Here is a 25,445-nt window from a genome sequence, read left to right as displayed (position 1 = left end):
ATATGGAACTGCATAACCTTCCCAAGCCTCAGGACTTGATGAATATCGATCTGAACAAGACTCCTGAAACGCCGTGGATGGACACGCCCGTTAATTTTCGGGATGGAACGTACAGCTATCCGGCAGCGGGCAAGAATCTCAAACGACTGGGCCTTCCCAACCCTCGCGAATGGAGCCCCACGGATGAAGATTGGAAGCTCCCTGACAACTGGCAGGAAATTATTCTGAAAGGCTTCAAGGAACGCCTCGACAAATTTCGTTCTTTCAGACTCTTCATGGATATCTGTGTGAGATGCGGTGCATGTGCCGACAAATGCCATTTCTTCATCGGATCCGGCGACCCGAAGAACATGCCGGTTCTCAGGGCTGAGCTGATTCGATCTGTGTACCGCAACGACTTCACGACCCTCGGCCGTTTGATGGGACGATTCGGCGGCGCACGTGAATTGACCGTCGATGTGCTCAAAGAATGGTTCTATTACTTCTTTCAGTGCACGGAATGCCGCCGGTGTTCGGTGTTCTGTCCTTACGGCATTGATACCGCCGAAGTGACCATGATCGGGAGGGAACTCCTGAATCTGGTGGGTCTGAACATCAACTGGGTAATGGAACCGGTATCCAACTGTTTTCGTACGGGAAACCACCTTGGCATCCCGCCCCACGGTGTCAAAGACATGTGGGAATTCATGGTTGACGATATCGAAGGCATTACCGGAATCAGAGTCGATCTTCCAATCAATAAGAAGGGCGCCGAAATACTCTTTGTCACCCCATCCGGCGACTACTTCGCAGATCCGGGAACCTACACATGTATGGGTTACCTGATGCTGTTCCATGAACTCGGACTGGATTACACATGGAGTACCTACGCATCGGAAGGCGGGAATTTCGGTCTTTTCTCGTCTCACGAGCTTATAAAAAGACTCAACGCAAAAATCTACGCTGAAGCGAAAAGACTCGGCGTCAAATGGATCCTCGGTGGCGAATGCGGTCATATGTGGCGGGTGATCCACCAGTATATGGAAACCATGAACGGTCCTGCAGACTTCCTCGAAGCACCGGTTTCTCCCATTACAGGAACCAGGTTCGAGAATGCCAAGCAGTCAAAGATGGTCCACATCACTGAATTTACCGCGGATCTTATCAAACACGGCAAGTTGAAACTGGATCCCAGCAGAAACCGAAAGATCCGGGCCACATATCACGACTCCTGCAACCCCGCACGAGCAGCCGGACTCATGGATGAGCCAAGATATATCATCCAGAACGTGTGCGAGAACTTCCATGAAATGCCTGAAAACACCATTCGCGAGCAGACATTCTGTTGCGGTGGCGGGGCAGGACTCGGTAATGACGAAAACCTGGAAATGAGAATGAGAGGCGGATTCCCGCGAGCGAACGCTGTTCAACACGTTCAAAAGTATCATGATGTGAATCGTCTCTTGTGCATGTGTGCAATCGACAGGGCAACCCTGACGGCCCTCATGCATTACTGGGCTCCCGATGTAACCGTGGGAGGAATCCACGAACTGGTGGCGAACGCTCTGATCATGGATGGAGAGCAAGAGCGGACCGAAGATCTTCGTGGCGAACCTCTAGACGAGGAGGATGAGTGAGAATGTATGACGCCGGAAAAATCATAGTTGGAATAGTCATCTTTCTCGGGCTCGTAGCGTTTCCCTTCTGGTACAACGCGGGGATGGGAGCGAAAGCGACTCCCCCGAAACTGGAAGTCGGAACCACTGAAAAACAGTGTGTAGAGCCCACGGCATTCATGAAATCTTCACATATGCAGCTTCTGGACCAGTGGAGAGACGAAGTGGTCCGCAATGGAAAGCGGATATACGTCAGCTCCACCGGAAAACAGTATGACATGAGTCTCCAGAACACCTGTACTAAGTGCCATTCGAAGAAAGAACAATTCTGCGATCGGTGCCACAACTATGTGGACGCCGCGCCCAAGTGTTGGGATTGCCATATCCCGCCTAAGGAAACATCTCAGCAACAGGCCGCAAGGAGTAACTGATGGACAGCACAAGAAGATTTTTTCTAAAAATCGCCGGCCTCTCCGTGCTGGGTATAGGCGCAAAACCAACCCTGGATGCGGTGGCAGGTAGCCCAGAGGCAAAGTTCCAACCTGGTCCGAATGCCCTGAAGGGAAAGCGTTGGGCCATGGTTGTAGACATGAAGAAATGTTTGAAAGCCAAGGAAAACTGTAGGGATTGCGTGCTCGCATGCCACAAAGTGCATAATGTCCCGGATTTCGACAATAAGAAAGACGAAGTGAAATGGATCTGGTTAACCGGCTTTCAACATGCGTTCCCCGGTGAAGAGAATCATTATCTCGACACGTATCTCAAAGAAGGTCTGAAAGGATTGCCGTTCCCGGTACTCTGCAATCACTGCGATAATCCTCCGTGCGTTCGGGTCTGCCCTGTGCAGGCGACATTCAAGCGCTCGGATGGAATCGTCATGATGGACTACCACAGGTGCATCGGCTGCCGTTTCTGTATGGCAGCTTGTCCATACGGAGCTCGGAGCCTGAATTGGCGCGATCCGCGACCGTTCATCAAGACGGAACTCAATCCGGAATACCCCACCCGTTGCCGGGGTGTTGTGGAAAAATGCAATTTCTGTTTTGAACGACTGGCAAAGGGGCAGATCCCCGCATGTGTGGAGGCCTGCAAAGATAAGGGGCTGATCTTCGGCGACCTGGAAGATCCGAATTCCGAAATTCGGGAAGTTCTCAGGAAGAATCCGACGATTCGGCGCAAACCTCAGCTCGGCACACAACCCCAGGTTTACTACATATTGTGAGGTACCCATGCTCGAAAAGGCTCTAACTGGAACTAGAGGATACTTTACTTGGCTACTGATACTCCTGGCTCTCGTGGGAATAGGCTTCGCGGCGTACCTGCGACAGCTTGGCTACGGTTTGGGAATCACCGGCATGAGCAGGGACGTATCCTGGGGTGTGTACATCGGCCAGTTCACGTTTTTGGTCGGTGTCGCGGCATCTGCCGTCATGTTGGTCCTGCCTTATTACCTGCATAATTATAAGGTATTCGGCAAGATCACTATCCTCGGAGAATTCCTGGCCGTTGCTGCAGTAACCATGTGTCTCTCCTTCATCATAGTCGACCTCGGTCAACCTTCGCGTGCGTTTAACGTGTTGTTGCACCCGACACCCAATTCGGTCCTCTTCTGGGACATGGTGGTCCTCAACGGCTATCTGCTCCTGAACATCGTAATTGGTTGGACGATTCTCGGTGCCGAACGCAAAGGCGCACCGCCTCCTTCCTGGGTCAAACCATTGATCTATCTTTCCATTCCCTGGGCAGTCAGTATTCATACAGTCACAGCGTTTCTGTATGCCGGTCTGCCTGGCCGCGGCTTCTGGTTGACTGCAATCATGGCACCGAGATTCTTGGCATCCGCATTTGCTTCCGGTCCTTCGCTTCTGATTCTCTTCTGTCTTTTCCTCAGAAGGTACACAAAATTTGATGCGGGTTGGGAAGCAATCCAGACTCTTGCCAAGATTATCACGTACGCGATGATTATCAGTGTGTTCTTCGTGCTCTGTGAACTCTTTACCGTATTTTACAGTCAGATTCCCGAGCACATGAATCACTTCACGTTCCTGTTCACCGGATTCCATGGACACGCATTCCTCGTCCCGTGGATGTGGACGGCCGTAGTGTTGGCGTTTGTTGCCATAGCGCTCCTGATCAATCCGAAGACCCGTAACAACGAAACTACGTTGACCATAGCCTGTGCGTCGGTTTTCATCTGTCTCTGGATCGAAAAGGGTGTGACCCTGGTCCTCACCGGTTACATTCCCTCGCCCCTGGAGACGATAACCGATTACAGTCCAACGGCAACGGAAATGGCAATCACCTTGGGAGTGTGGGCGCTGGGATTCTTCATCTTGTCCGTACTCTACAGAGTTGCTATCACGGTGAAGGAAAAGGCTGTAGAAATCCCTCACTGATCAGGTCACAATCCAGTAAAAAAAAGGGAGTCCCGACGGACTCCCTTTTTTTATGACTCGACGCGGATCCTCACGGAAATTGAGAAGGGAGATAATGCAGATAGATTCTCCCGAACGTCCTAGAAATATGGGACGAGTGCCTACAGAAATTGCCGCAATCAATGTCCGAGAGGAGTGTTGGTGGAGGCCGCCTCTAGGGGGCCATGTGGGAGTATGCGTTAGCTTAGTCTTTGCTTCCCTTTTGTTCCGGAGGACCGGCTGATAATAGGCCGGTGATTATCGCCGGTTGACGAGCATTCATCGCTGTTTTGAGTCCTGGAAGGACGGTTGATTCCTTACAGGACATCCGACCCGGCAATCCTCCCTGCAGGACTACGAAGTTTGTTTGATTGGTTTTCCCGGCGATTCATCGCCGGGCTATTTCCGTTCGTCCCAGAGGGACGAAGAGATTGGGATACAAAGTTAACGCTTATGGGGCTATTGGGGAGAGATATTCGAGGCAATGACGAAAACGTTATCGTCCCAATTCTTCTCCGGGAATCATGGTGTCCCGGTCCAAAGCCAGACGACGACGCAGGCTTTTTAGAGCAGCTTTTGCGGAGTCCTTCGGCTTTGCATCTTCTTCGGTCTGGGAAACATGCTCCAGTAAAGGCAGAATTTTCGGTGCCCAATCCAGATCCATACGGGCGAGAGCAGCACAGGTGTTCGCTCGAACCTGGGGATCGCTGTCGTGTTGTACTATATCATTCAGAACTTTGAAGCTTTCCGATGACTGTGCCTTAAAAGGCACGAGAGCATTGACGGCAGCCATTCTGACCTGTGGCTTATCGTGCTTTGTCAAAGCAAGCACTTTCGGGAACAGATCAGGCATTTTGTCTGCATGTGCGTGCAGGTATCTCAATGCAGCGATCTGTATTTCCCGGTCTGCATCGTTCAACGCGGTTTCGAGATACGGCTTGAGAACATCTCCGTCTTTGGTGGTTCTGATCATTCCGTAAAGCGCAATCTTTCTCATCTCAAGATTTGAATCTTTCAATGCTGCCGTCAGAACCGGAAGAGAATGCTCGCCCGTAGAATCAAGCTGAATAAGTATTTTGAGTATATCGGGCTTTCGCTCGTGAGGCACCTTCTCATAAACAGCGACTATCCGGTCAAGAGATTGACGGCAACGATCCTTCATCAGCAACAGGGCGGCACGCGAACTCCCGAATGCCCTTTCTTGTCCGGTCTCCAGGTTCCGGATCAATTCAGGAATGAGTCTGACGGCTTGAGATTCATCAGCCATTCCGATTGCAGCGACTCCCGAGGTTCTTAATGAGTCATCTGAAGATTCCAATGTTTTCAGGAGTATGGAAATGGTTTGGTCATCGACGCGTCCCAGCCGGGCAAGTGCAATTACGGCAGACTCTTTCAGGAGAGGATTCGAATCACTGGTGAATCTGAGAAGTGACTCTTCCACTTCGGACTTACCTTTCCCGACGCGACCCAGGGCAACAATTGCAGCTTGGACGACCTTCGGATCCTCATCATTGAGCAGTTCGAGGAGAGGCTGCAATAAATCGTCAGGACAACTGGAGGTGCCGACTATGGCTTCGGCTGCTTGTTGGCGTACGCGTGCATTCGGATCTTTGAGCATGTCAACGAGAGATCTGCCCGATCTCGATGTTCGTTGTCAGCCGGAAGCCGGTTTCGTAGCCACTTTTATGCTTTTTGTCGTCTCAATGTTGTCGGCCGGTCGGTCGGGAAGTCTTCCCTCCCGAGCGAATACAAGCTGAGCACTAAAAACGGCGAGCACGAAAAAGAGCGCTATCCTGAACCATTTGTCCATTATCATAACCTCGCCTGGAATGTGTCTACCTTAGGGACCGAGTAAATTTGAAAACAGGTCCCGATCAGGAGCGTTCTCTTCGTTTCGAGGACTCTGAAGGAAAACCGGCTTTTTCCCAGCTTTTGAACCCGGCAGACATGATCATCATGTTCTTATAACCCAACTGTGCCAGAAACTCCGCGACGCGTTCAGCCATATCACATTCGGGACCGTAACAGTAGAGAATGACGCGGCTTTCTTCAGGGATCAGCGGCTGTACTTCAGGAAAACGTTCCTCTACGGAGTTGGGATGGAGAAACACAGCGCCTTTCACGTGGCGTTCCGAGAAATCTTCTTCATTCCGCGTGTCGACGAAGACTGAAGAGGGATCTTCAAGAAATCGGCGCGCTTCAACCTCATTGATGAGAGGTATTGAGACTCCGCTCACAACCAATTTCTCGGGGGGAGTATAAATCAGCGGGACACCGGTGGGAGATACCGCGTTTAGTCCCAGCCCCACCAGACTGAATACCACGGCGATGATCAGTGCCCTGATCGCTATATTGAGAAAATTTTTCATGAAATCGAATGCTCTGCTCTGATGAGAATAGTGGTCGCGATCGACCTGTTGCGCATTATACCTGTTTCATTTCCGTCTTGAACCTTTCCTAGCAGATTGAACAAGCTCCATCAACTGGATTGCATTTTTCGGGGCATAGCCGCACTGGTCGTTATCGAAGTAACAGAAAACATCCAGTCCGTCGTCACTCCAGGCAGCAATGGCATCAGACCAGGTTCTCAGCTCTTCGAGTGAATAGCTGCCTTCGTACGGTCCTCCGGGACCATGAAGCCGCACATATACGAAATCCGCTGTAGCCTGTTTTGGGACGGAAAGCTCTCCGAAATCGTACAAAACCAGGGCAGCGCCGTACCTTTTCAGGAGTGCCAAGGCATTATCGTTGATCCAGCTCTGGTCCCGGAATTCAAAAGCGTACCTGTGCGAACGTGGCAATGCAGCAAGAAATTGTTGAAATCGTTCCTCATTGTACTTCCAGTGAGGCGGCAATTGAAAGAGAATCGGCCCCAGTTTCGTTTCCAGGATTTCCACTCTCCGAAAGAATTCCGGGAGAGAGCGGTCCGGGTCCTTGAGCCGCTTCATATGCGTGATGAACCTGCTTGCTTTAACCGCGTAGAGAAAACCGGCCGGAGATTGGTCTTTCCATGATTCAAAAGTCTTTGTCTGAGGAAGCATATAGAAAGAGTTGTTGATCTCTACGGTCATAAACTTTTTTGCATAATGCTGAAAGAAATTTCTCTTTGGAAGATCTTCCGGGTAGAACGGCCCGATCCAATGATTGTAGTGCCACCCGGAAGTCCCGATATTGACGCTTGGACGCTTATTCATGGTGAAAAAGGATATGCTTGGATTTGTGGCTCACGGAAAATATACTCCTTCATCAATACCTCAAAATCGCCGCGATATATCGATTGTCGGGAACCTGATCCGGTTGCACGGCATAGACAGTGCCTCCATTCAGAATGGTCTGTATTGCCGCTGCGTCCAGCAGATCCTCATCTCCAGGCATTTGCTCATCATGTGGTTCCGAACTGAAATCGTCCGGGTTTACCTTCCCCCATCTTTGGACGCCCACAGGGACAAACAGCGTATCCACCCTTCCTGAATATGCTGCTCTTATCACGGTATCAAGGTGTGGACTTGTCTTTCCCGTACCCGCCAGACTGTAGTACAGTTCTACCGCTTGTTTCTGAGCGAGTGCGAAATGCGGTTCTATTATTTTCCAGGCCTGTTCATGGATCTGTTCCGCACTGAGACTTTCCGGGTTTCCGCTGATCCATCCGTCAATCAGCTTGGGACACGTATTGGCATCCTTGTAAATGGGAATCAGATAATCGACTCCGGCAAGGATCATCGGATTACCGTCGCAATGCACGATATCTCTCAGACCCTTGTCAACGGCTCGGAAGAAAAGCAAAATTTGATCTTTGCTCTCTTCAGTTCCTTCTCCATGTCCGTGGAAAATTCCGGCTTGTTTTCCGGCTGACGTGGGAGGTTTCTGTCCACGCCACTTTAATTGTCTCTCGAAATTATCATATCCGAGTGCCTCTTGCTTGCTTAAAGGAACGTTCTCTAGCTCTATTTCATTCACACTGAACTTTGTGCCTTCGAGAAGTCTCACTTTATTTTGACTCAGCGCAAGAACATAGAATCGCCCATCCCCCGTTAGTAGCTGAAGCAAAGGCTTTGTATGATAACGTTCGCTCACTACCACAAGTTCCTCAAATGAGAGAGGTACATTGTGGAGGATAAACTGTCCTTCAGAGATGAAAATAGCTAGACCGTCGGATTGGTACGACCAGAAACGTGTGTCGGAAATTAGATCCTGGGCTGGAGCCAGCAATTCCTTTGCGGAAACGGTCCGCATTTCCCTTTGCATGAGCCGCTCTTCTGCCGTTTTGAGAAGATTCTTGAGCTTGATCGGATCTTGTTGGGTATCTCCCCCCTTTTTGTGAGTCGGAAGGTATATTGATATACAGGGTCCTCCTTGGCATTCCAAGAGAGTCTTTAAATCTTCCAGGGTAAATGTGTTCATTCAGACACCTCTCCTCGGAATCTGCCCGTTTTTCCGACGGTTTTCGCAAACCATATGTGTTATGCCTTCTCGTTGCCTTCTTTTGTGAAAACAGAGCCAAGGGTTTCGTCCGGCTCTTTGCACGTGAGACACAGTTCATCTTCCGAACCGCCCACTCGCAACAACCCTCGTCGCACAGCCTCTCTTTTCATAATGAGTTGGCTTATTTCTTCATCTATTCTTTTTTTATGCGTATCGATCGCGTGACTGGATTCATCCCGGAGATTTTCGATTCGCTCGTCCCATTCCCGGACGAGTCTCTCAACTTTTGCTTCGTAATCAGATAAATTTTCCATGAAATTGTCCCCTTTCTATTATAAGTAACCGATTGCCCGCATGAAGTTTCACTTTTGCGGTGCTTTGCAGTCAGGATTCAGAGATCCACTCTCATATCAGAACTGTTTCCTCTCTGTTGCGAACGCCTCGTATTGTCAAGGGTTAAACAGTAAGTCACGACTGCTCATTCAAAAGTGCTTTTAGATATTTCCGACCACTCCAAAACCTGGTAGGTTGAAAATTGGTATCCTAAAATCCGGGACACGGAAGTATCATGAAACAGAAAGTCCTTATCTATAGATGCGAGAATTACGAGCCTGCTTCAATTGCTGCCATCGTAAAAGAAGGCATGCAAGAATTGGGTGTCACGCCGCGCGGAAAGATCTTGCTTAAACCCAACTGTGTAATAGCCCATGAGGTGTTTCCGCATGCATATACCCGGGCGGAATTCATCGATGGAGTGATTCGAGCGCTGAAAGAAAGGGCAGGGGACGGAATAGAGGAAATCCTCGTTGGAGAACGCTCCGGAATTACCGTACCTACAAGATTTTCATACAAGAACGCCGGGTACGAGGAAGTCTTATCTCGAAATCATGCGAAGCCCTGCTATTTTGATGAAGAAAAACAAATTTCAGTCAAACTCTCCAATCCCTACCGCCTGCGCGATTCCATGTTTATTCCAAAGCCGGTTACCCAATGCGATTGCTTCATCAATCTTCCCAAATTCAAAGCTCATCCCTGGACACGGTTAACTCTGAGCCTCAAGAATCTGATCGGGATTCAGGACGACCGACATAGGCTCGTCGATCACAATAGCTTTCTGGAACACAAAATCGCAGACCTTCAGGAAACGATACAAACGGATTTTATCGCTGTAGACGCCATAGTAGCGGGCCAGAAGATGATGCTCACCCCCACACCGTTTCCCATGGGAGCTATAATCATGGGCATCAACCCCTGTGCGGTGGATACGATCTGCAGCCATATGGTTAACGTGGATCCCAACACGATTGTCCATTTGCGGCTCGCGGCGGAACGCGGATTTGGTCCCATCGACATGGAACTCATTGATATCGGCGGTGATTTGCCTCTCCGCGAAGTTCAGGACAGAAACCGCGGGTTTGAGTTCTGCATGGAACATATCGATAGCTATTTCAAGGATACCGGGAATCTCTCCTGTACTGTCGGCACTTTTCCTGAATCGCATTCAGCGGATTACTGTTGGGGAGGATGCCCCGGCGCTCTTCAGGAAGCCATCCACATATTTAAGATGTACTATCCGGATGTCCTTCAACGCATGAGAAAAGTCAGATATGTGGTCGGCCAAGTTGAAGGACCATTGGACCTTGCGCCGGACGAGCGAGTAATTTTTGCCGGAGATTGCACGCGCTGGGAAGGAACACTGGATGGGAAGCACGTCAAAATAGAAGGTAAATACAGGAGCACTAAAGAGGTTGATGAGAACCGGACACCTTCAAACGATATGCTGCTAAAAATATTCGGTTCATTGCTGGAGTGCTATGCAAACACCTCTTCGAGGTACATTCACGCCAAAGGATGTCCCGTTTCAGTTGCTGCACACGTGAATTATTTGTCCTCCATAGGAAGGATCCCCAATGTCAATTTCGATCCCAGAAATCTGATTCCGATCAACGTCGCTTATTGGAACATGCGATTCCATCGCTTCATGAATCGCTTTCTGTGACTGACTGTCATTGTACTTGATTTGTAGATAGGCCGGCTGCGACGCCGGCCATTCCGATAATCTTGCTGGATATTCTTTGTCAGGAAGCTCGTGCGGATGTCACTGACGGGGACAATGCGGATCGGGGAGATGTCCCGCGAAACGCGGGATGGGTGCCCGGTAGGGGACCGGCCTCCGTGCCGGCCACACGTGCAGTATGAAGCAACGAAACAATGTCATACCAATTTGCATTCAAAATCCCCTCTAACCCCCATAGGCGTTAAAATAAGAATGGAGCCATATCAAAATCAATGGGTTAGAAAAATCCCCCCTCGCCCCCCTTTACCAAAGGGGGGAGCAGAAGTTGGCTTTCCGCCCCCTTTTCTAAAGGGGGTTAGGGGGATTTTGGTGAATCAAGCACGTTATTTTAACGCCTATGCCTCTACCCCCCCTTATAAAGGGGGGGTAGAGGGGATTTTCGTCCAACTTTGAGAGCAAATTGGTAATCAGTTCGTCTGTGCGGATTGGCGCGGTTTCAACTGGAATCGCTCCATCTTGAGCGGTCCCCTCGTCATGCTTTCCTGTTCTGTAAACTCGTCATCAGACTGAAGTCCGGTCTGAGGTCCACTCTGGAGTCCCCATTTGAACTTGCCCTTTCCGGACGGAGAAGACTCGACGGCAGGAGGAGTCTCTTTTTTCTCAAGAGAATCAACCTTGGCCTGAGGGGTGGATTCACTGGAAACGAGATGGAAGCGTCTCACACTGCCCGTGGGATCGCTCACTGTGGCACCTCGAACACTGAAATCAGTCTTATCCAGATCGAAAACCAGCCGATACGCGCGTTTGGGGTCTTTTTCATCCGTAACTTCTACGTAGATCAAGTTTTCTGCAATGCCTGCTGATTTCACGTTCAGATCGTTTCGTTTAGCCGGCGGAGAGTTCAAACGGGATTCTCTCGCGGTCGGAGGTTTCGGTTTGACAGCCTGAGCTTGTTGCTGTTTCGGAGGGGCGGGTCTACCTCCGATTGAACCACTCCCGAGGTGTACCACGACTGAATCATGTCGGCGGTCAAGCTTGAAAGGCGGCACTGGGTGGTTTCCAAAATCGACCACCACTCTGGCACGGCCGTTCTCTTGTCCAATTCGTATCATGTCGACAGGTTCTCGGTGAACTGGGACTCTGGTGGTAATCCGTGCGAGTGCAGTCTCATCGAAATCTATCACCAGACGGGAAGGATTCTCGATCACAAATGCGGAGTGCTTCCCGGGCTGTCCTTGAAAGGTTACAGTCAATACTCTGAGATCAGGAGATAATTGAACTGCTGTCAAAGTGGTGGGATCCGCAAAGGCTGTGCCGACAACCACAACAACCAGTAAGAACACCAAGATCAACCGTGATAATGTCTTCATATCCTCAAACCTCTATGAACTCGCCCTGCTCAAAAACATGCTTTTTTGAAATTCGAACGAAGAGGAGAGCGCAGGAAGACAATATCACAGTGATCTCAATGTGTCAAATAAAATCAAATGGTTAAAATATTAAATTAAACCTAAGTATTAAAGTTGCTGACGCACGTTTATCGGCTTCGAATTCTCCCAAAGACCATGAATATTGCAGTACGCGCTAGCGAAAAGAACTCCGGATTTCTTCAGCTTGATTCTGCATACTACCGAATGGTTGGTATAGGCCGGCCCTGTATTCGGCCCTTCAACGGATGCTCCATGGGCACTGAATTCAAAACTACCCAGATCGTACGAAAACTTGTCTTCATTCGGCTTGAAATGTACCTTGATCCACATAATATGGTGTTCTGTGGTGTTCGGATGCGCTATTTCTTTCCCGAGGGACACCGAGACATCGAACATTTCTTCCGCAGCCACCTCGTCGGCACACTCGATCACCGGTACATGTTTTTCAGTTTTCCAATCCGCAGCCTGATAGAGTTCGCCAATTCTTGCCATGTCAATTCCTCCTTTTCAGTATCAATCGGATGAACATACATATTGTTTGTACAGATGGTAACCGGTTTTGCAGGCGTGTTCAAGCAGGTCAGATCCGGCTTCTGGTTCAGAATAAAACTCTGGGCTGAAGCAGCATTAGTATATGAAGAGAACCCGGAAATTGATGAAGAAGTCATAGGGAGAGAACACGGTTTCGAGCTTGAACAGACAATTGTTGCGTTATGAGGAGCTTCGGTCAGACGATGGAAAAAGAAATGGTATTCCGAAATAAGAAACACGAAGGAGTTCTCATAGAAGGAAGAAATTGCTCCAGCAAGAGGAAGGCTCGCAATGTCTCGTTTCTCATTGATGGCGCTTCGTATTTTACTGCATTCGTGCGAGCGGTCGAGCAGGCGAAATCGACAATTTACATTGCCGGTTGGGATATTGACAGTCGAGTTTCCTTATTGCGGAGGAACAGTACGGAAATCGAATCAAGCAGGTTCGGCCGCTTTCTCGACAGGGTAGTTGCCGGCAAACCCGATCTTCGAGCTTACATTCTGCTCTGGGATTTTTCGAGCCTCTTTATGTTGGACAGAGAATTTATGCCGGTATTCAAGCTAGGATGGCAGACCCATTCACGTGTTCAATTCATGCTCGATGACAGGCATCCTCTTGGAGCGTCACACCACGAGAAGATAGTGGTGATCGACGACAGTATTGCTTTTGTCGGAGGGATGGACTTCGGAAAAGGCCGTTGGGACACGTCGGAACACATCGTGAACGATCCGCGAAGGATGGAGCCCGATGGAAACATACATAATCCATTTCATGACGTTCAGATTCTCTTGGATGGAGATGTTGCGCAAGCACTTGGCGATGTGTTCAGGCGAAGATGGTACAGGGCTTCCGGAATCCGGCTTGTTCCACCACTTCCGCATGATGATTATTACTGGCCTGCAGAAAATGCACCGGACCTGGAAGATGTCACAGTCGCAATTGCGAGGACGGATCCTGGTTATGTGAAACCACCGCCGGTTCATGAAATCGAGCATTTGTACAGAGATGCCATTGCCAGCGCGAGCAAATTCATTTATATTGAAAATCAATATCTTACTTCAGATAGTGTCATTCACGCTCTCGCCGATCGTCTGACAGATTCTTACGGACCGGAAATCGTTCTAATTCTTCCGCACAAGAGTGCCGGTTGGCTAGAAGAAGGGACCATGGACGCGCTCCGGGCTCTTGCCCTCAAGCGTCTTTTGCAAGCGGATGCGTTCGACAGGCTGGGCGTTTATTATCCCGTATTACCAGGTATGGAAACAGGGGACATGGTTATTCATTCTAAGGTCATGGTTGTAGACGATGACCTGGTAAGGATTGGATCGTCAAACTTGAGCAATCGATCTATGGGATTAGACACGGAATGTGATGTCGCTCTGGAATCATCGGGAGAGGACCGCATTCGAAAAAAAATAGGCGGACTGAGAAACAAACTTCTGGCAGAACACCTGGGTTCATCCCCCGAAATTATCGAACCAAATTTGGCTCGTTCTCAATCACTGGTGAAGACTATCGAGCATTTGAGGAATTCGGAACGAAGCCTGAAGCGTTTGTCTCCTCAGGTGCCGGAATGGATCGAGGCGATTGCACCGACCTTGAATGTGGTCGATCCGGAAAGGCCGGTAAACCTTGAAAAGATGATTGATGACTTCGTTCCTGAAGATCTCAAAATGTCCCATGGACCGACGCTGTGGAAACTGGCAGCAATGATCCTCGTAATCGCCGGATTATCTGTCCTGTGGAAATGGGGACCTCTGAGAGAGCTGATCACTGCCGACAGTCTCGCTATTTGGGGGGGCGGGCTACGTCAAAACGATGCGGCTCCGTTGCTGGTGACCCTTGCGTACGTCGCCGGAACGCTTGTAATGGTTCCGATAACGCTCCTCATAGCTGCGACAGCACTGATCTTCGAGCCTTGGCTAAGTTTTCTTTATGCAGTTATCGGTTGTCTCGGAGCAGCTACGGTATCGTACGGTATAGGCCGTCTCGTCGGTCGAGACACCATTCGAAACATTGCAGGCAACAGGGTGAACAAAATAAGCAAACGCCTTGCTCAACAGAATTCTCTTACTATAGCAGCCATTCGCCTTCTGCCTATTGCGCCTTTTCCGCTGGTAAATCTCGTCATGGGTGCTTCCCGGGTGAAATTCGTGAACTACGTGACAGGAACGCTTCTGGGATTGTTGCCGGGTATCGTCATTATCTCTCTCTTTGCAGGGAGTCTGAAATCGGCGTGGGAGAATCCAAATTTCAAAAGTCTTATTGTTGTCCTCGCTATAGCGGCTGTATCCGCAGCAACCATCTTTCTTGTCAGAAAGAGGTGGCAGCGAGGACCTCTCTCATCAGCAAAGCGACATGGTGCTGCTTGAAGGATGCACAAGTGAGAGGCAGTCGCATTTCGATAGCAAGCTATAATGTGCACGCGTGGAACGGCATGGATCGTTCGTACAATCCGCGGCGCATCATCCAGGTGCTCGATGAATTGAAGGCAGACGTGATAGCGCTTCAGGAAGCCTGCTTTCCCGAAAATGAAGCGTTCAGTCGTTTGATGCAGGACATTACGAAGACTACGGGTCTCGAGCTTATTGCAGGACCGACCTTCTGTAGAAACGGTGAAAACTTTGGGAATGTGCTGTTAACGAGATATCCCGTGTCCAGGCTTCGGCGATTGGATTTGAGCGTCAGATCGAGGGAGCCGAGAGGAGCATTGGACGTGGACCTCGATGTGAATGGAACCATCCTTCGAGTGGTGGCAACACACCTGGGATTACGAGCATCGGAACGCAGGGCACAAGTCGACATCTTGTTGGAATCCCTCTCTATCGGTCATGTTCAGTACACTGTTGTCATGGGGGATTTCAACATATGGTCGCCGCTTAGTCCAGCGAAGCACCGTTTGACAAAACGTCTGGGAAAAGGACCAACACTAGCCACTTATCCTACTATGTTCCCTCTATTTGCTCTTGACAGAATTTTTGTGCGTCCGAAAAAAATTCTCAAGGAATTCACGGTGCATAAAAGTGTCACTGCGAAGATTGCCTCCGATCATTTACCTATAAAGGCTGTTCTCGAATTGGGTTGAGGGTCTGCCCCTTTTCGCGGGTAGACCCTATTCTCGTCACCAACTGGTCCTGTATTGTGCCGAAGGAGATCCTCCGGATTGACCTGACGGAGAGGCGGCACCGGAAACAGATCCGTCAGCCGCTCCAATACCGCGGCCACTGGTCTGGTACTGAGCGGAAGGGGAACCGCCCGACTGTCCGGAGGGCGAACCCTGTCCCCACAGACTGGTATCGGCGCCACTCCCCGAGGGCAGTCCCCAATCCGAATACGGCTGGTCATAGGGACCATAATAGTAGTATATTCTGCCCGATGCCGGAGCTTGACTGCTGGGACCTCTATACTGGGCCATTACAGTTGCCCCCGTGAATATCACGATGACCGCAGCCAGTGCGATCAGTTTGACCTTGTTCATCAATTGCTCCTGTTCTGTCGTGTCCGGGTAATTAAATGGTTGTATCAGGCTGTCGCGTACTTCAAGTAAATTGATGTATCCACGATTTCTTCCACATTCTTTAAATTAGACAAAAAATCGTCTATTGCGTTCTCGTGGATGTCTTAAGATGATGACAGTGCAGACGCAAGCTATACATCTTGGATCGCTTTTCCCCGAGCAAAGACTGTGATACTAGAGTATGTTGCGATGAGCTATGATCCGGAGAAGACGGTGAATAAAGACGATCCCCTGACCGCATGTACCTCGAAAGGCGAAGATTGGCAACAGCACAACTCTCAATCCGGGACAGGTGACTTCAGGTCAGACACGCGAGCCATGCTTGCCGCACTCATTGTAGGTGCCTTGTTAACGGGGCTCAAATTTTATGGTTTTTGGATCACCGGTTCATCGGCAATATTGTCGGACGCCCTGGAATCAATCATCAATGTTGTTGCTGCAGCTTTCGGATTCGTCAGTGTCATTGTTTCTCACAAACCTGCTGATGAGAGCCATCCATATGGACATGGTCAAATAGAATTCTTTTCAGCGGGATTTGAAGGCGCTCTCATTATGTTAGCTGCGGGAGGGGTCTTTTATGAGGGCTTGAGGCAGATCTTCTATCCGCTGGAACTCCCTAACCTTGGGCCAGGACTCTTGTTTCTCGTTACGGCTGCTGTCGGTAATCTCATTCTCGCTATGGTGCTGCTCAAAATCGCAAGAAGAACCGGCTCGCTGGTTCTCGAGGCGGATGGCAAACATCTCATGAGTGACGTGTTTACCTCCTCAGCGGTGTTTGTGGGCCTCGGGGCCGTTCACTATACCGGCTGGTTCAGACTGGACGGGATCATCGCATGTGTTGCCGGAGCAAACATAATTTTCTGGGGAACAACGCTGGTCAGAAGGGCCTTTGGCGGTTTGATGCACAAGGCCGATCCCGAGCTTCTCGATGAAGTCTGCGCCATTCTGGCAGAGCATAAGAAAAACAAGTGGATAGATGTTCACCGGCTCCGGGCCTGGAGATCGGGGCAGAGAGTCCACATCGATTTCCATTTGATCTTACCCCGGGATCTTCCATTGGAGGAGGCCCATTCAGAGGTGAAGCTCATAGAGGGACTTTTCACGAAACACTACAAAGCGCCGGATATCCTGGTTCATCTGGACCCCTGTTTGGACCCCGATTGTCCCGTATGCGCGAATAGGATCTGCGATCATCGTCAGGAAGACCCTACTCAAGAAAAAGAATGGCACAGGAAAAATCTCATCGGCGACGCCCCCAGCCATAAACGAATCGGTTAGTACGAATATTTGACGGAACGGGGCGTACGGGATGGGCAGTAAGTCCCCATCAAGTAAATGGTCTTTTATCCGTGTGGAACAAGTCCTTCCCGGGAGAGTAGACGGTAGATCCAGAGGACGACGGCCGAAAATTCCCCCTCGGCAAGAAACGGGCTAACCTATTGAGAACAACCGGAAAAATGGATCGTCTCGTTTGAACGTGGATGATTTTCGCCCCTATTCTAAGGCAGGCGGACTCAATGCGAATAAGAATCACTAATTATATTGAAGTTTTCTTGCATCTCCAGTAACGGCACAGGATTTGCTCTTCTCGAGTACGAACATGCTTGTACTTTTGCAGGAGCACGTTCTCGTCGGTAAAGCAAGAAGGCAACTATTGCGCATAGTGTCGAGCAGGTGGATCAAGTTGAATCGTCTCGTAATTGTTGTATCGTCCTGCAAATTGCCTCCTTGTTTTTTCTTGCGATTTTGAACACGTGTTAAGAGAATTGAAAGGGGAGAAAGTATGCTTCATGAGCAGATGAGCAAATTAAACAAAGATTCTATCGAATTGTGGGACAAGATCTATTTGGAAATGATGACGCCCTGGATGAAACAATGGCAAAGCCTTATGCAAGACTCCATGAGTCAAATGCTGCAAGCGATGCGCATGAGCTATGAAACGGGAGTATCGACCGCCAACCGAATGCTCGAACAGAACATGAGCATTTTCCTCAAATCGTACCAACAGAGTTCCGAGTACCAAAAACATGCCTGGGAAAGTATGAAGGAAGCTCAAGAGACCCAGGAAGAAAAAACCAAAGAATTCCTGTCGAATGTCAAGAACATCATAAGCGAAGAAGAAGCCAAGAGGGGCCACAGAGATCAGCCCCATTATCAAGCCTGATGTCGTTCGCGGCCGCGAAGAGCACTGGTTAGCATAAAAAGACCGTAGATACCGCCTGCCACGTTCCAAAAACCGGGGGAACCACGTGAGTCCCCCCGGGATTTTCAAATTTCTAATCAGGGACTCCAGAACTCTCTGCAAGCACGCTTCTCGGAAGAACAACCGGATCAATGTGTCGAACGGGTACGAAGCAGGAAATGTGTTCCTCGTGCAGATTCAGAATGCCTCCAGATCTCTCAGGGCGACCGCTGTTCCCAGACTGTGGGTTTCCACAATTCCTCTGATAATTGCCCTACTCATGCAGTCTGCTGCAGATCTTCCGATGTCATTCAGGGCGACCGCTTTGGGAGCCACAAAGAAGCCCGGAGTGTCCGGCAGATCGTGGATGCCGGTGGCAACACAAAAGATCGTGTCTCCGTCAAACATGGTGTGACAAGGCCTGATTGCCCGAGCCAGACCATCATGGGCCATTTGAGCAATTTTCATAGCTTGCGCCTTCGTGAGTACCGCATCGGTCGCTATCAACCCGATTGTAGTGTTGGCGGCTGCAGCCGGTGGTTCAGGTTGAGGCAATTTGACCCGGCGTCTCGCAATCGGGCCGAACTCGTCATCAATCTCCGTTTCCAGTTCCCACGCGAGGCCGGTTCTCGAGTCGATCACCGATCCCAGCGAGTTCACTGCGACTATTGCAGCTACCGTAATGCCTGATGCCAGGACTTCGCTCGCCGATCCCAAGCCACCCTTTATGGCTCCGGACACCGCACCGGTTCCAGCTCCAAGGCATCCGAGACCGTTATACTTTGAAACTGCGTTTTCGCAGGCGATCCGTCCCCACTCCGGACCCACGGGCGGAACAAAATCCTTGCCTCGGCCGAGATCGAACAATACAGCCGCAGGTACGATCGGTACGGCTTTTCTATCCGGCAGCGGAAAGCCCATACCCTGTTCAGACAGCCATCGCACCACACCGTCTGAAGCTGAAAGTCCGTACACGGATCCTCCGGATAGCACCACGGCTTGTACTTGTTCCACCAGATTCAGCGGTGCAAGCAGGTCTGTTTCCCGGGTCCCGGGTGCAGCTCCACGAACATCGACTCCAGCAGTGGCCCCCTTCGGACAGAGCACGACGGTCACTCCGGAAGCTGACTCCAAGGACGTGAAATGTCCTATCAGGATTCCTTGTACATCGGTAAGGTAATTCTCTTTGCCTGTTTTTCCCATTAGTTCTCCACTTTGGGGAGTTCCGGAGCGGCAGATCTTCTTCCCTGGAGCAGTACGAAGCAGCCGATTCCTCTCTGGGAGAGAAAAATTGCCGACTCGCCAAAAATTTCCAGAGCTGTAGCAAATTCAGCGGGAGAATTCTCCGCAAAGAGATCGAATCTGTCGAAAAGGATAACTCGGCTGTTCTCATCTCCGCCGGTAATGTCAGTCATGCAATCCGCCAGAGCATCCCAGTTATAACCGAAGTAATCGGGGAAACGTAAAGTCGCGGCAATCTCTATGAGGAAATCCGTTTTTGAGAGAATTCGGCTGCCCTGAAGATGAAAAAACGTGAAATCGAGACCACGGACGAGATGTTCTACTTCTGAGGCAGGTATTGCTTCATCCAGAAGATAAACCCCGGATGCTTCAGTTTTCTTCAGGAGCTCACCTAATTTCATCAAGATCTTCACTCCAGGATTCGTCTGAACGTTGTGTAATGATCGTCGGTATAATAAAACTCACCGCAAGAACCAGCCACAATGCGACGAGCCCCTCTTCCGCGGACCCCCGGAGTTGGCACTGTGTACTCCCGATAATAGCCTCTCGGTTTGTGTGGAAGCCTACCTTCTCGGTTGCCGAAAACGGTGCCGTCTTTTTCGGGATGCGAGAAGGGGCCGCCTCTCTTGATCAGTGCCAGAGTATTCTGCGCTTGGTGCGGCAGATCTCCTGCTTTTATAATGGCTTGGGTACTGTGGTGAGAATCGGCAGTGAAGATCGAAACCGAGTCCGCTTGTGCTGTGAAGGGGAGAGCACAGGCGATGGTAAGAGCTAGCAGAAGAATCCAGTATTTTACGCAAGACACTCACCACCTCCGAACCAAGCAGACTGAGAACAGTCTGTTATATCGATTCGCTTTTGTTTTTGTAATCTGGCAGGCTCGAGGTATCCTTCGCTCCGGACGACGCAAGGCCGTCTGATCACTCCGCTCAGAACACCTCGGCCTTCGTCATCTTATATACATAATTGCGAAATGGCATTAGATACGTTCATCTGGAATACCCAGAAGCTCTCTTTTGGCAGCATTGCGTTTTCGCAAATACTCCTGAAAAGCAGCGAGATACGAGTACACAACCGGCGTCAGATAAAGCGTCACCACCTGTGAAAGCAGAAGGCCACCCACAACTGCAAGACCGAGTGGCTGCCTGGAATCGCCTCCTGCACCATAACCCCATGCAATTGGAGCCATACCCGCTATGGCTGCGATAGTCGTCATCATAATCGGCCTGAAACGGACTATAGAACCCTCCACCGCCGCGTCCAAAGGGGATTTGCCATGCCGCTCGGCTTCTATAGCAAAGTCGACAACCATGATTGCATTCTTCTTAACTATGCCGATTAACATGAAAAGTCCGACAAAACCGTAAAGATTCAACTCCATCCCGAACAGCCACAACACCAGGAGTCCTCCGAATGCAGCGGAAGGTAGGCCGGCAATGATGGTCAACGGATGAAGAAAGCTCTCGTACAAACAGGCAAGTATCATGTAGATTATGACGATTGCTATGAAAAGCAGAACAGTCAGACTGCCGATGGACTGCTCGAAAGCTTCCGCTGTTCCACCGAATCTGTAGCTCACCGAACTGGGGAGTGTTTGAGCTGCAAGTTCTCTTAAAGCTTCCGTGGCCTGGCCCAATGCAAAACCGGGAGCTGTATCGAAAGAAACAGTCACCGACGGAAGCTGTCCGTAATGATTCACGGTGAGCGGACCGATTTGAGGAAGTACATCTGCAACTGCATCCAACCTGACCATTTCACCGTTGTCGTTCTTCATGTAAAGAGCAGTCAGTTGTTCAGGATAACGCTGGAGATCTTTTTCAACTTCTATGACCACTTTGTACGTGTCGGTTGTTCCATAAATGTTCGAGATTTCCCGTTGACCATAGGAGGAAAAAGCGGTTTCTTCCAGATTCCGGGCAGTAATGCCCACGGAACTCGCTTTGTCTCTATCAATTTGAATGAATGCTTCGGGATTCTTGACGTACAGATTGGAGTTGACTCCAGTGATCTGTGGCAGGCCGTACATAGCATGCGTCAGGGCTTCCGCGCTCTGAAAGAGAGTTTTCGTGTCCGGAGATTGCAGGATAAAAAGATAAGGGCTTGCAGATACTTCCGTGCTGATTTCAATGAGAGGCGGCACGGAATAGAATGCAAGAAGGCTCGGAAACGAATTCACCACGGGAGCAAGTTGAGCCATCACCTTTTGCGCGGAAACTGTTCTCGGCGGACGGTCTTTAAGAAATGCTATGGAAAATCCCTGGTTTCTTTGAGGATACCCCGAAACAGTAAGAACGGATCTCACCTGAGGATTTGCTTGAATAGCCGGGGCCAATTCCTTCAGTTTGTTCTCCATTTCATCCGGTGAGACTCCTTGGTCACCGATGCAGAAACCGATCAGATAATTCATATCGACTGCAGGGATGAAACCCTTCGGCATAATGTAGAAGAGATAGCCTGTGGCGAAAAGCATTGCTACGGCCAAACCCAGTGTAATGCGCCTGTGATGAATGGCCATGCCGAGGGTCTTCGTATAATACTTCAGCATGGTCCCGAATATAGGGTCTGATTCGGCAAGTCTCGTCTGCGGCCGAAGCAATCTGCTGCTGAGCATAGGACTCGCCATCAGCGCTACGACCCCGGAGACCAGAATCGCAACGGTTATGGTCACTGCAAATTCGTTGAGAACACGCCCATATATGCCTGCCATAAACATAATTGGAGTGAACACAACTGCGAGACTGGAGGTCATGGAGACAATAGTGAAGACAATTTCTTTCGCACCGTCCAATGCCGCTTGAAACGGTTTCTTCCCCATTTCAAGATGTCGGACAATGTTCTCGAGCACCACTATTGCATCGTCCACGACAAACCCTACGGACAATACGAGCGCCATAAGTGAAAGGTTATCAAGCGAAAACCCGGACAGGTACATAACGATGAACGTGCTGACAATAGAAAGCGGAATAGCGATGCTCGCAATAATTGTGGCGGACACATTGCGCAAGAAAATGAAGACTACCAGGACCACAAGAACGATCGCGAGTACGAGTGTCAGTTTGACGTCATCCACAGAAGCCCGTATGGATTCCGACATGTCGTACACCACTTCCAGTTGAACCGTAGGCGGCAATGCGGCTCGAATGGAAGGCATCACCCGTTCGATCTCATCGACGATACTTATGGTGTTCGATCCGGGCTGTCGCTGAATTGCCAGAGCAACACATTTCTTACCTGCGTAATAGCATGCGATCTTGTCCGCGTAAATGCTGTCCTCTACAGTCGCCACTTCGTCCAAACGAACCGGCTGGCCCTCTACATACGAGACAATAATCGGTTCGTACGCCTTTGCGTTCATGAGTTGGCCGGAGGCCTTCAACGTGCGGGTCTGATGCTTCCCGTCGAGAGTCCCCAGCGGCAGGTTCACATTCTGCGAGGAGACAGCATTTGTTATTTCGTCTACACTAATATGTTTGGCAGCGAGGAGATCCGGATTGACACGTATCCTTACCGTGAATTTTTGCTGGCTATAGTTGATTACTTGGGCAACCCCGGGGACGACTGCAAGTGAATTGGAGACGATTGTCTCGGCATAATCGTTCACTTTGTACAGGGGCATGGCATCCGAATGGATGACCATGTAGTAAATCGGATGTTCCGCCGGGTTGATCTTGTAAAAGGTAGGCGGACTCGGCATATTCGGTGGGAGTAATCCGCTGGCCCTGCTTATCGCTGCCTGGACATCCATGGCAGCAGCATCTATTCGACGCGAAAGATCGAATTGCAGATTTATCGTGGTTGTTCCCTGGCTGCTGGACGAGTTCATCGTCCGGAGTCCTTCTATCGAAGAAAACTGCTTTTCCAGAGGAGTGGCGACGCTGGATGCCATGGTTTCAGGGTCCGCCCCGGGCAGAGAAGCGGATACGGAAAGTGTTGGAAAATCGACTTGCGGGAGGGCGGCCACAGGAAGTTTGACATATCCTAATATGCCAAAGAATATCATAGCCACCATGATCGTGATGGTCAGGACCGGACGTCGTACGAAAAGCTCGATGATACCCATGCGGCTATGAACCGCTTTCCGAAGTCTTCATATTAGGAGTCTTCTCGACCTGCTTGAGCTGCGTCTCGGATCTGACGAGGACTTTCGCTCCCGGACGCAACAGGAGCTGCCCGTCCGTTATTACTCTTTCTCCCGCACCCAATCCTCCGGCGAGCACAACCATTTCTCCGTTTCTTCGGTCAATCTTCACGGGTTTTATTGCTACGGTGCTATCCGAGTTCATCACCCACACATATTGTCCCTGGGGTCCTTCGTTCACCGATCTTTGGGGGACCAGAATGGCATTCTTGCTGACCGTGAGTTCCAACCGCACACGCACGAACTGGCCGGGCCACAACTTTCCATCTGTATTTTCGAACGTCGCTTCAAGAGGAATCATGCCCGTTTTGAGGTTAATGGCATTGTCAATCAAAGTGAGGCGCCCGGCGGTGAGGTCTTCCGTACTGGTGCCGGAAACGTACACCGTAACGTTTCCCTCTGCATGATACTTCCTCAATTGGTCGAGGTATTTTCCAGGCACGGAAAATTTTACCTTGATCGGTTTGATTTGCTTCAGAGTTACCAGGCGATCTTGATTGGCATTCACAATGTTGAAATTATCTATGAAGATTTCGCCTGATTCTCCATCCAAAGGACATTTTATGAAGCAGTAGCCCAGATTGAGACGGGCTGTTTCAAGTTCAGCCTGAATAAGCTCCATCTGGTACAATTTGGAATTCATATCAACCTGTTTTGTCTCAAGCTGCTCCTGACTCACTGCTTTTTCAGAATAGAGTACCTGAAACCGCGCGTATTCGCGCCGGGCTTGCTCATATTGTACCCTTGATTGGTTGAGCTTCGCTTGCGCTTCCTTTACTTTTGCTTCGAAGGGAGCAGGATCGATGGTAAACATCTCCTGTCCTGCCGTAAGATAATCCCCCGCTTTGAAGAAGCTCCTGATGAGTTCTCCGGTGACTCTCGATTTCACGTCAACTGTATTCAACGCGGCAACGTTCCCGATTGCATCCAGAAAAAAGGGAGTGTCCTGCTGCACCGTTTCAGCAATGGAAACGGGAACCGGGGGCGGTTCTTTGTGGGCTTGCATATCGGATCTGCTACAAGCTGAAAAGCTCGAGCACAGACTCAGAAGAAGGACCAGCCGGCAGAGCAGCCGAATCTCTTTCAACCCTTTAGGATTCATGGTAGCTCGTTTCCTGTTGTAAACGCAAAAATGTGTGTACGTTCAGTCTGAAACGGAAACACGAAAGTGAACGAATTCCGAGTCTTTCCATATGGGCGATTTAAGCAGATCCGCCAGATTCAGATTTCGATCGTCCAGATTCCAGCGCGAACATCGATCTGACAGGCTCTTCTCGTGCCTGGAGAGAAACTCGCGAAAAGAAGCGCTCGGCAACCAAACACCTTTCACGAGGAAACTGGAGCCCAATTCTTCTGCTACCAGATTGAACAGTTTCAACGTGAAGATACAGCGGGTATGGACGTCGGTTGTCATCGATTCGGTGTAGGTTATCCCGCTGCGCATTGGTGCATAGAATCCGCCTTTCCTCAGCGCCGCCCCCACGAATCCGGGCATTGATGCAGAAAGCGCAAGCACGCTGCCGTCGACGATGATTGCGGAATCTACGTTGTCCACTGGTTTGCCGTCCAGGAAGACCGTATTAATCCTATGATCCAAATAGTCGTTTTCCACTCCCCATTGACTGCAGAGGACTTCCCTGATGCTTGTTCCTGTCATAGCAGGAAGCATGAACCCTTCCTGGAGAATCTCGATAAAGCTCAAGTAAACCGGAGATGGGAATGCTGCTTCTATAAGCGGATTTGACTGCATGCTGTACACCACTGGCGGACCTCTCAGATTTTGGCAAGTTTAACTCTGGCTAGGTTTCGCAAATTATAACACAAGTTCAGGGAAAATGCCGAAGTCTTCGATCATCCGAAGGAACTATGAGCAAGGTAATCTCTGTGCCTGTTGACAGTGTCGTCCCGACAATGGAATATTCTTATCTTAGAAGTATCCCCTTCCGGGGCTGTGTGC

The 25,445-nt window shown here is 50.0% G+C and carries 25 protein-coding genes and 1 pseudogene; 10 read left to right on the top strand and 16 right to left on the bottom strand.

What is annotated here, in order from left to right:
• The first annotated feature begins 2 nt into the window (after positions 1–2).
• From dsrK to dsrP, 4 genes are read left to right on the top strand one after another with little or no spacing between them, the layout of a single operon-like run.
• Positions 3–1,616 (top strand): sulfate reduction electron transfer complex DsrMKJOP subunit DsrK, encoded by a 1,614-nt coding sequence (dsrK, locus tag DESTI_RS13285; protein WP_014810492.1) that lies wholly within the window; start codon positions 3–5, stop codon positions 1,614–1,616.
• A gap of 2 nt (positions 1,617–1,618) precedes the next feature.
• Positions 1,619–2,026: a sulfate reduction electron transfer complex DsrMKJOP subunit DsrJ gene (gene dsrJ / locus DESTI_RS13280; protein WP_014810491.1), complete on the top strand. Its 408-nt coding sequence runs from the start codon at positions 1,619–1,621 to the stop codon at positions 2,024–2,026.
• Positions 2,026–2,817 carry a sulfate reduction electron transfer complex DsrMKJOP subunit DsrO gene (dsrO, locus tag DESTI_RS13275; RefSeq protein WP_014810490.1) on the top strand — a complete coding sequence of 264 codons (792 nt, stop codon included), beginning with the start codon at positions 2,026–2,028 and terminating at the stop codon, positions 2,815–2,817. Before dsrJ ends, dsrO begins: the two co-directional genes overlap by 1 nt.
• 7 nt (positions 2,818–2,824) lie before the next feature.
• Positions 2,825–3,991, top strand: a complete 1,167-nt coding sequence (dsrP, locus tag DESTI_RS13270) for a sulfate reduction electron transfer complex DsrMKJOP subunit DsrP (protein ID WP_014810489.1) — start codon at positions 2,825–2,827, stop codon at positions 3,989–3,991.
• A 514-nt stretch (positions 3,992–4,505) separates the two neighbouring features.
• Here dsrP and DESTI_RS13265 read toward each other — a convergent pair.
• From DESTI_RS13265 to DESTI_RS13245, 7 genes and pseudogenes are all read right to left on the bottom strand, one after another.
• On the bottom strand, positions 4,506–5,327 hold the full coding sequence (locus tag DESTI_RS13265; RefSeq protein ID WP_435051219.1) for a HEAT repeat domain-containing protein: 822 nt from the start codon (positions 5,325–5,327) through the stop codon (positions 4,506–4,508).
• Between the two features lie 60 nt (positions 5,328–5,387).
• Positions 5,388–5,633: pseudogene (locus DESTI_RS31890) on the bottom strand (HEAT repeat domain-containing protein); the annotation flags it as partial.
• 30 nt (positions 5,634–5,663) lie between these two features.
• Positions 5,664–5,825: a hypothetical protein gene (locus DESTI_RS30770; protein WP_157212161.1), complete on the bottom strand. Its 162-nt coding sequence runs from the start codon at positions 5,823–5,825 to the stop codon at positions 5,664–5,666.
• A gap of 58 nt (positions 5,826–5,883) precedes the next feature.
• A complete protein-coding gene (locus tag DESTI_RS13260) occupies positions 5,884–6,378 on the bottom strand; it encodes a rhodanese-like domain-containing protein (protein ID WP_014810485.1) in 495 nt (164 codons plus the stop codon).
• 66 nt (positions 6,379–6,444) lie between these two features.
• Complete coding sequence (locus tag DESTI_RS13255) at positions 6,445–7,203, bottom strand: DUF72 domain-containing protein (RefSeq protein WP_014810484.1); 759 nt, start codon at positions 7,201–7,203, stop codon at positions 6,445–6,447.
• Between the two features lie 52 nt (positions 7,204–7,255).
• Positions 7,256–8,410, bottom strand: coding sequence for a baeRF3 domain-containing protein (locus tag DESTI_RS13250; protein ID WP_014810483.1), 1,155 nt, complete (start codon positions 8,408–8,410; stop codon positions 7,256–7,258).
• 59 nt (positions 8,411–8,469) lie between these two features.
• A complete protein-coding gene (locus DESTI_RS13245; protein ID WP_014810482.1) occupies positions 8,470–8,745 on the bottom strand; it encodes a hypothetical protein in 276 nt (91 codons plus the stop codon).
• Between the two features lie 254 nt (positions 8,746–8,999).
• Between DESTI_RS13245 and DESTI_RS13240 the strand changes: the two genes are divergently transcribed.
• Positions 9,000–10,430 carry a DUF362 domain-containing protein gene (locus tag DESTI_RS13240; RefSeq protein WP_014810481.1) on the top strand — a complete coding sequence of 477 codons (1,431 nt, stop codon included), beginning with the start codon at positions 9,000–9,002 and terminating at the stop codon, positions 10,428–10,430.
• A 485-nt stretch (positions 10,431–10,915) separates the two neighbouring features.
• On the opposite strand, the gene DESTI_RS13230 is transcribed toward DESTI_RS13240, so the two are convergent.
• Both DESTI_RS13230 and DESTI_RS13225 read right to left on the bottom strand, forming a co-directional pair.
• Positions 10,916–11,818, bottom strand: a complete 903-nt coding sequence (locus DESTI_RS13230; protein WP_014810479.1) for an AMIN domain-containing protein — start codon at positions 11,816–11,818, stop codon at positions 10,916–10,918.
• Between the two features lie 147 nt (positions 11,819–11,965).
• Positions 11,966–12,370, bottom strand: a complete 405-nt coding sequence (locus DESTI_RS13225) for a class II SORL domain-containing protein (protein ID WP_014810478.1) — start codon at positions 12,368–12,370, stop codon at positions 11,966–11,968.
• Between the two features lie 42 nt (positions 12,371–12,412).
• On the opposite strand from DESTI_RS13225, the gene DESTI_RS13220 reads away from it, so the two are divergent.
• Genes DESTI_RS13220 through DESTI_RS13210 form a run of 3 tightly spaced genes read left to right on the top strand, consistent with a single transcriptional unit; the run spans position 12,413 to position 15,494 of the window.
• A complete protein-coding gene (locus tag DESTI_RS13220) occupies positions 12,413–12,595 on the top strand; it encodes a hypothetical protein (protein WP_041286198.1) in 183 nt (60 codons plus the stop codon).
• 17 nt (positions 12,596–12,612) lie between these two features.
• The gene (locus DESTI_RS13215) at positions 12,613–14,781 is read left to right on the top strand and encodes a VTT domain-containing protein (protein WP_014810477.1); all 2,169 of its coding nucleotides are present in this window, start codon (positions 12,613–12,615) and stop codon (positions 14,779–14,781) included.
• A gap of 11 nt (positions 14,782–14,792) precedes the next feature.
• Positions 14,793–15,494, top strand: coding sequence for an endonuclease/exonuclease/phosphatase family protein (locus DESTI_RS13210; RefSeq protein ID WP_014810476.1), 702 nt, complete (start codon positions 14,793–14,795; stop codon positions 15,492–15,494).
• A 36-nt stretch (positions 15,495–15,530) separates the two neighbouring features.
• Here DESTI_RS13210 and DESTI_RS13205 read toward each other — a convergent pair whose 3' ends face one another.
• Positions 15,531–15,887: a hypothetical protein gene (locus tag DESTI_RS13205; protein ID WP_014810475.1), complete on the bottom strand. Its 357-nt coding sequence runs from the start codon at positions 15,885–15,887 to the stop codon at positions 15,531–15,533.
• Positions 15,888–16,115: 228 nt separating this feature from the next.
• On the opposite strand from DESTI_RS13205, the gene DESTI_RS13200 reads away from it, so the two are divergent.
• Both DESTI_RS13200 and DESTI_RS13195 read left to right on the top strand, forming a co-directional pair.
• Positions 16,116–17,204, top strand: coding sequence for a cation diffusion facilitator family transporter (locus DESTI_RS13200; protein ID WP_014810474.1), 1,089 nt, complete (start codon positions 16,116–16,118; stop codon positions 17,202–17,204).
• A gap of 505 nt (positions 17,205–17,709) precedes the next feature.
• Positions 17,710–18,090: a hypothetical protein gene (locus DESTI_RS13195; RefSeq protein ID WP_014810473.1), complete on the top strand. Its 381-nt coding sequence runs from the start codon at positions 17,710–17,712 to the stop codon at positions 18,088–18,090.
• Positions 18,091–18,306: 216 nt separating this feature from the next.
• Here DESTI_RS13195 and DESTI_RS13190 read toward each other — a convergent pair whose 3' ends face one another.
• The 6 genes from DESTI_RS13190 to DESTI_RS13165 form a co-directional block, all read right to left on the bottom strand.
• Positions 18,307–19,311, bottom strand: a complete 1,005-nt coding sequence (locus DESTI_RS13190; RefSeq protein WP_014810472.1) for a P1 family peptidase — start codon at positions 19,309–19,311, stop codon at positions 18,307–18,309.
• Positions 19,311–19,751 carry a barstar family protein gene (locus tag DESTI_RS28880; protein WP_014810471.1) on the bottom strand — a complete coding sequence of 147 codons (441 nt, stop codon included), beginning with the start codon at positions 19,749–19,751 and terminating at the stop codon, positions 19,311–19,313. The genes DESTI_RS13190 and DESTI_RS28880 overlap by 1 nt, the downstream gene beginning before the upstream one ends.
• Positions 19,752–19,759: 8 nt before the next feature.
• Positions 19,760–20,155: a guanyl-specific ribonuclease gene (locus DESTI_RS13180; RefSeq protein WP_014810470.1), complete on the bottom strand. Its 396-nt coding sequence runs from the start codon at positions 20,153–20,155 to the stop codon at positions 19,760–19,762.
• A gap of 174 nt (positions 20,156–20,329) precedes the next feature.
• Positions 20,330–23,410, bottom strand: a complete 3,081-nt coding sequence (locus DESTI_RS13175; protein WP_014810469.1) for an efflux RND transporter permease subunit — start codon at positions 23,408–23,410, stop codon at positions 20,330–20,332.
• 4 nt (positions 23,411–23,414) lie between these two features.
• Positions 23,415–24,590: an efflux RND transporter periplasmic adaptor subunit gene (locus DESTI_RS13170; protein ID WP_014810468.1), complete on the bottom strand. Its 1,176-nt coding sequence runs from the start codon at positions 24,588–24,590 to the stop codon at positions 23,415–23,417.
• Positions 24,591–24,632: 42 nt separating this feature from the next.
• Positions 24,633–25,250, bottom strand: coding sequence for a hypothetical protein (locus tag DESTI_RS13165; protein ID WP_014810467.1), 618 nt, complete (start codon positions 25,248–25,250; stop codon positions 24,633–24,635).
• Positions 25,251–25,445: the final 195 nt, after the last annotated feature.

The organism is Desulfomonile tiedjei DSM 6799 (genome assembly GCF_000266945.1).
Lineage (GTDB): Bacteria > Desulfobacterota > Desulfomonilia > Desulfomonilales > Desulfomonilaceae > Desulfomonile > Desulfomonile tiedjei.
This window is presented reverse-complemented; position numbering and strand designations above follow the sequence as displayed.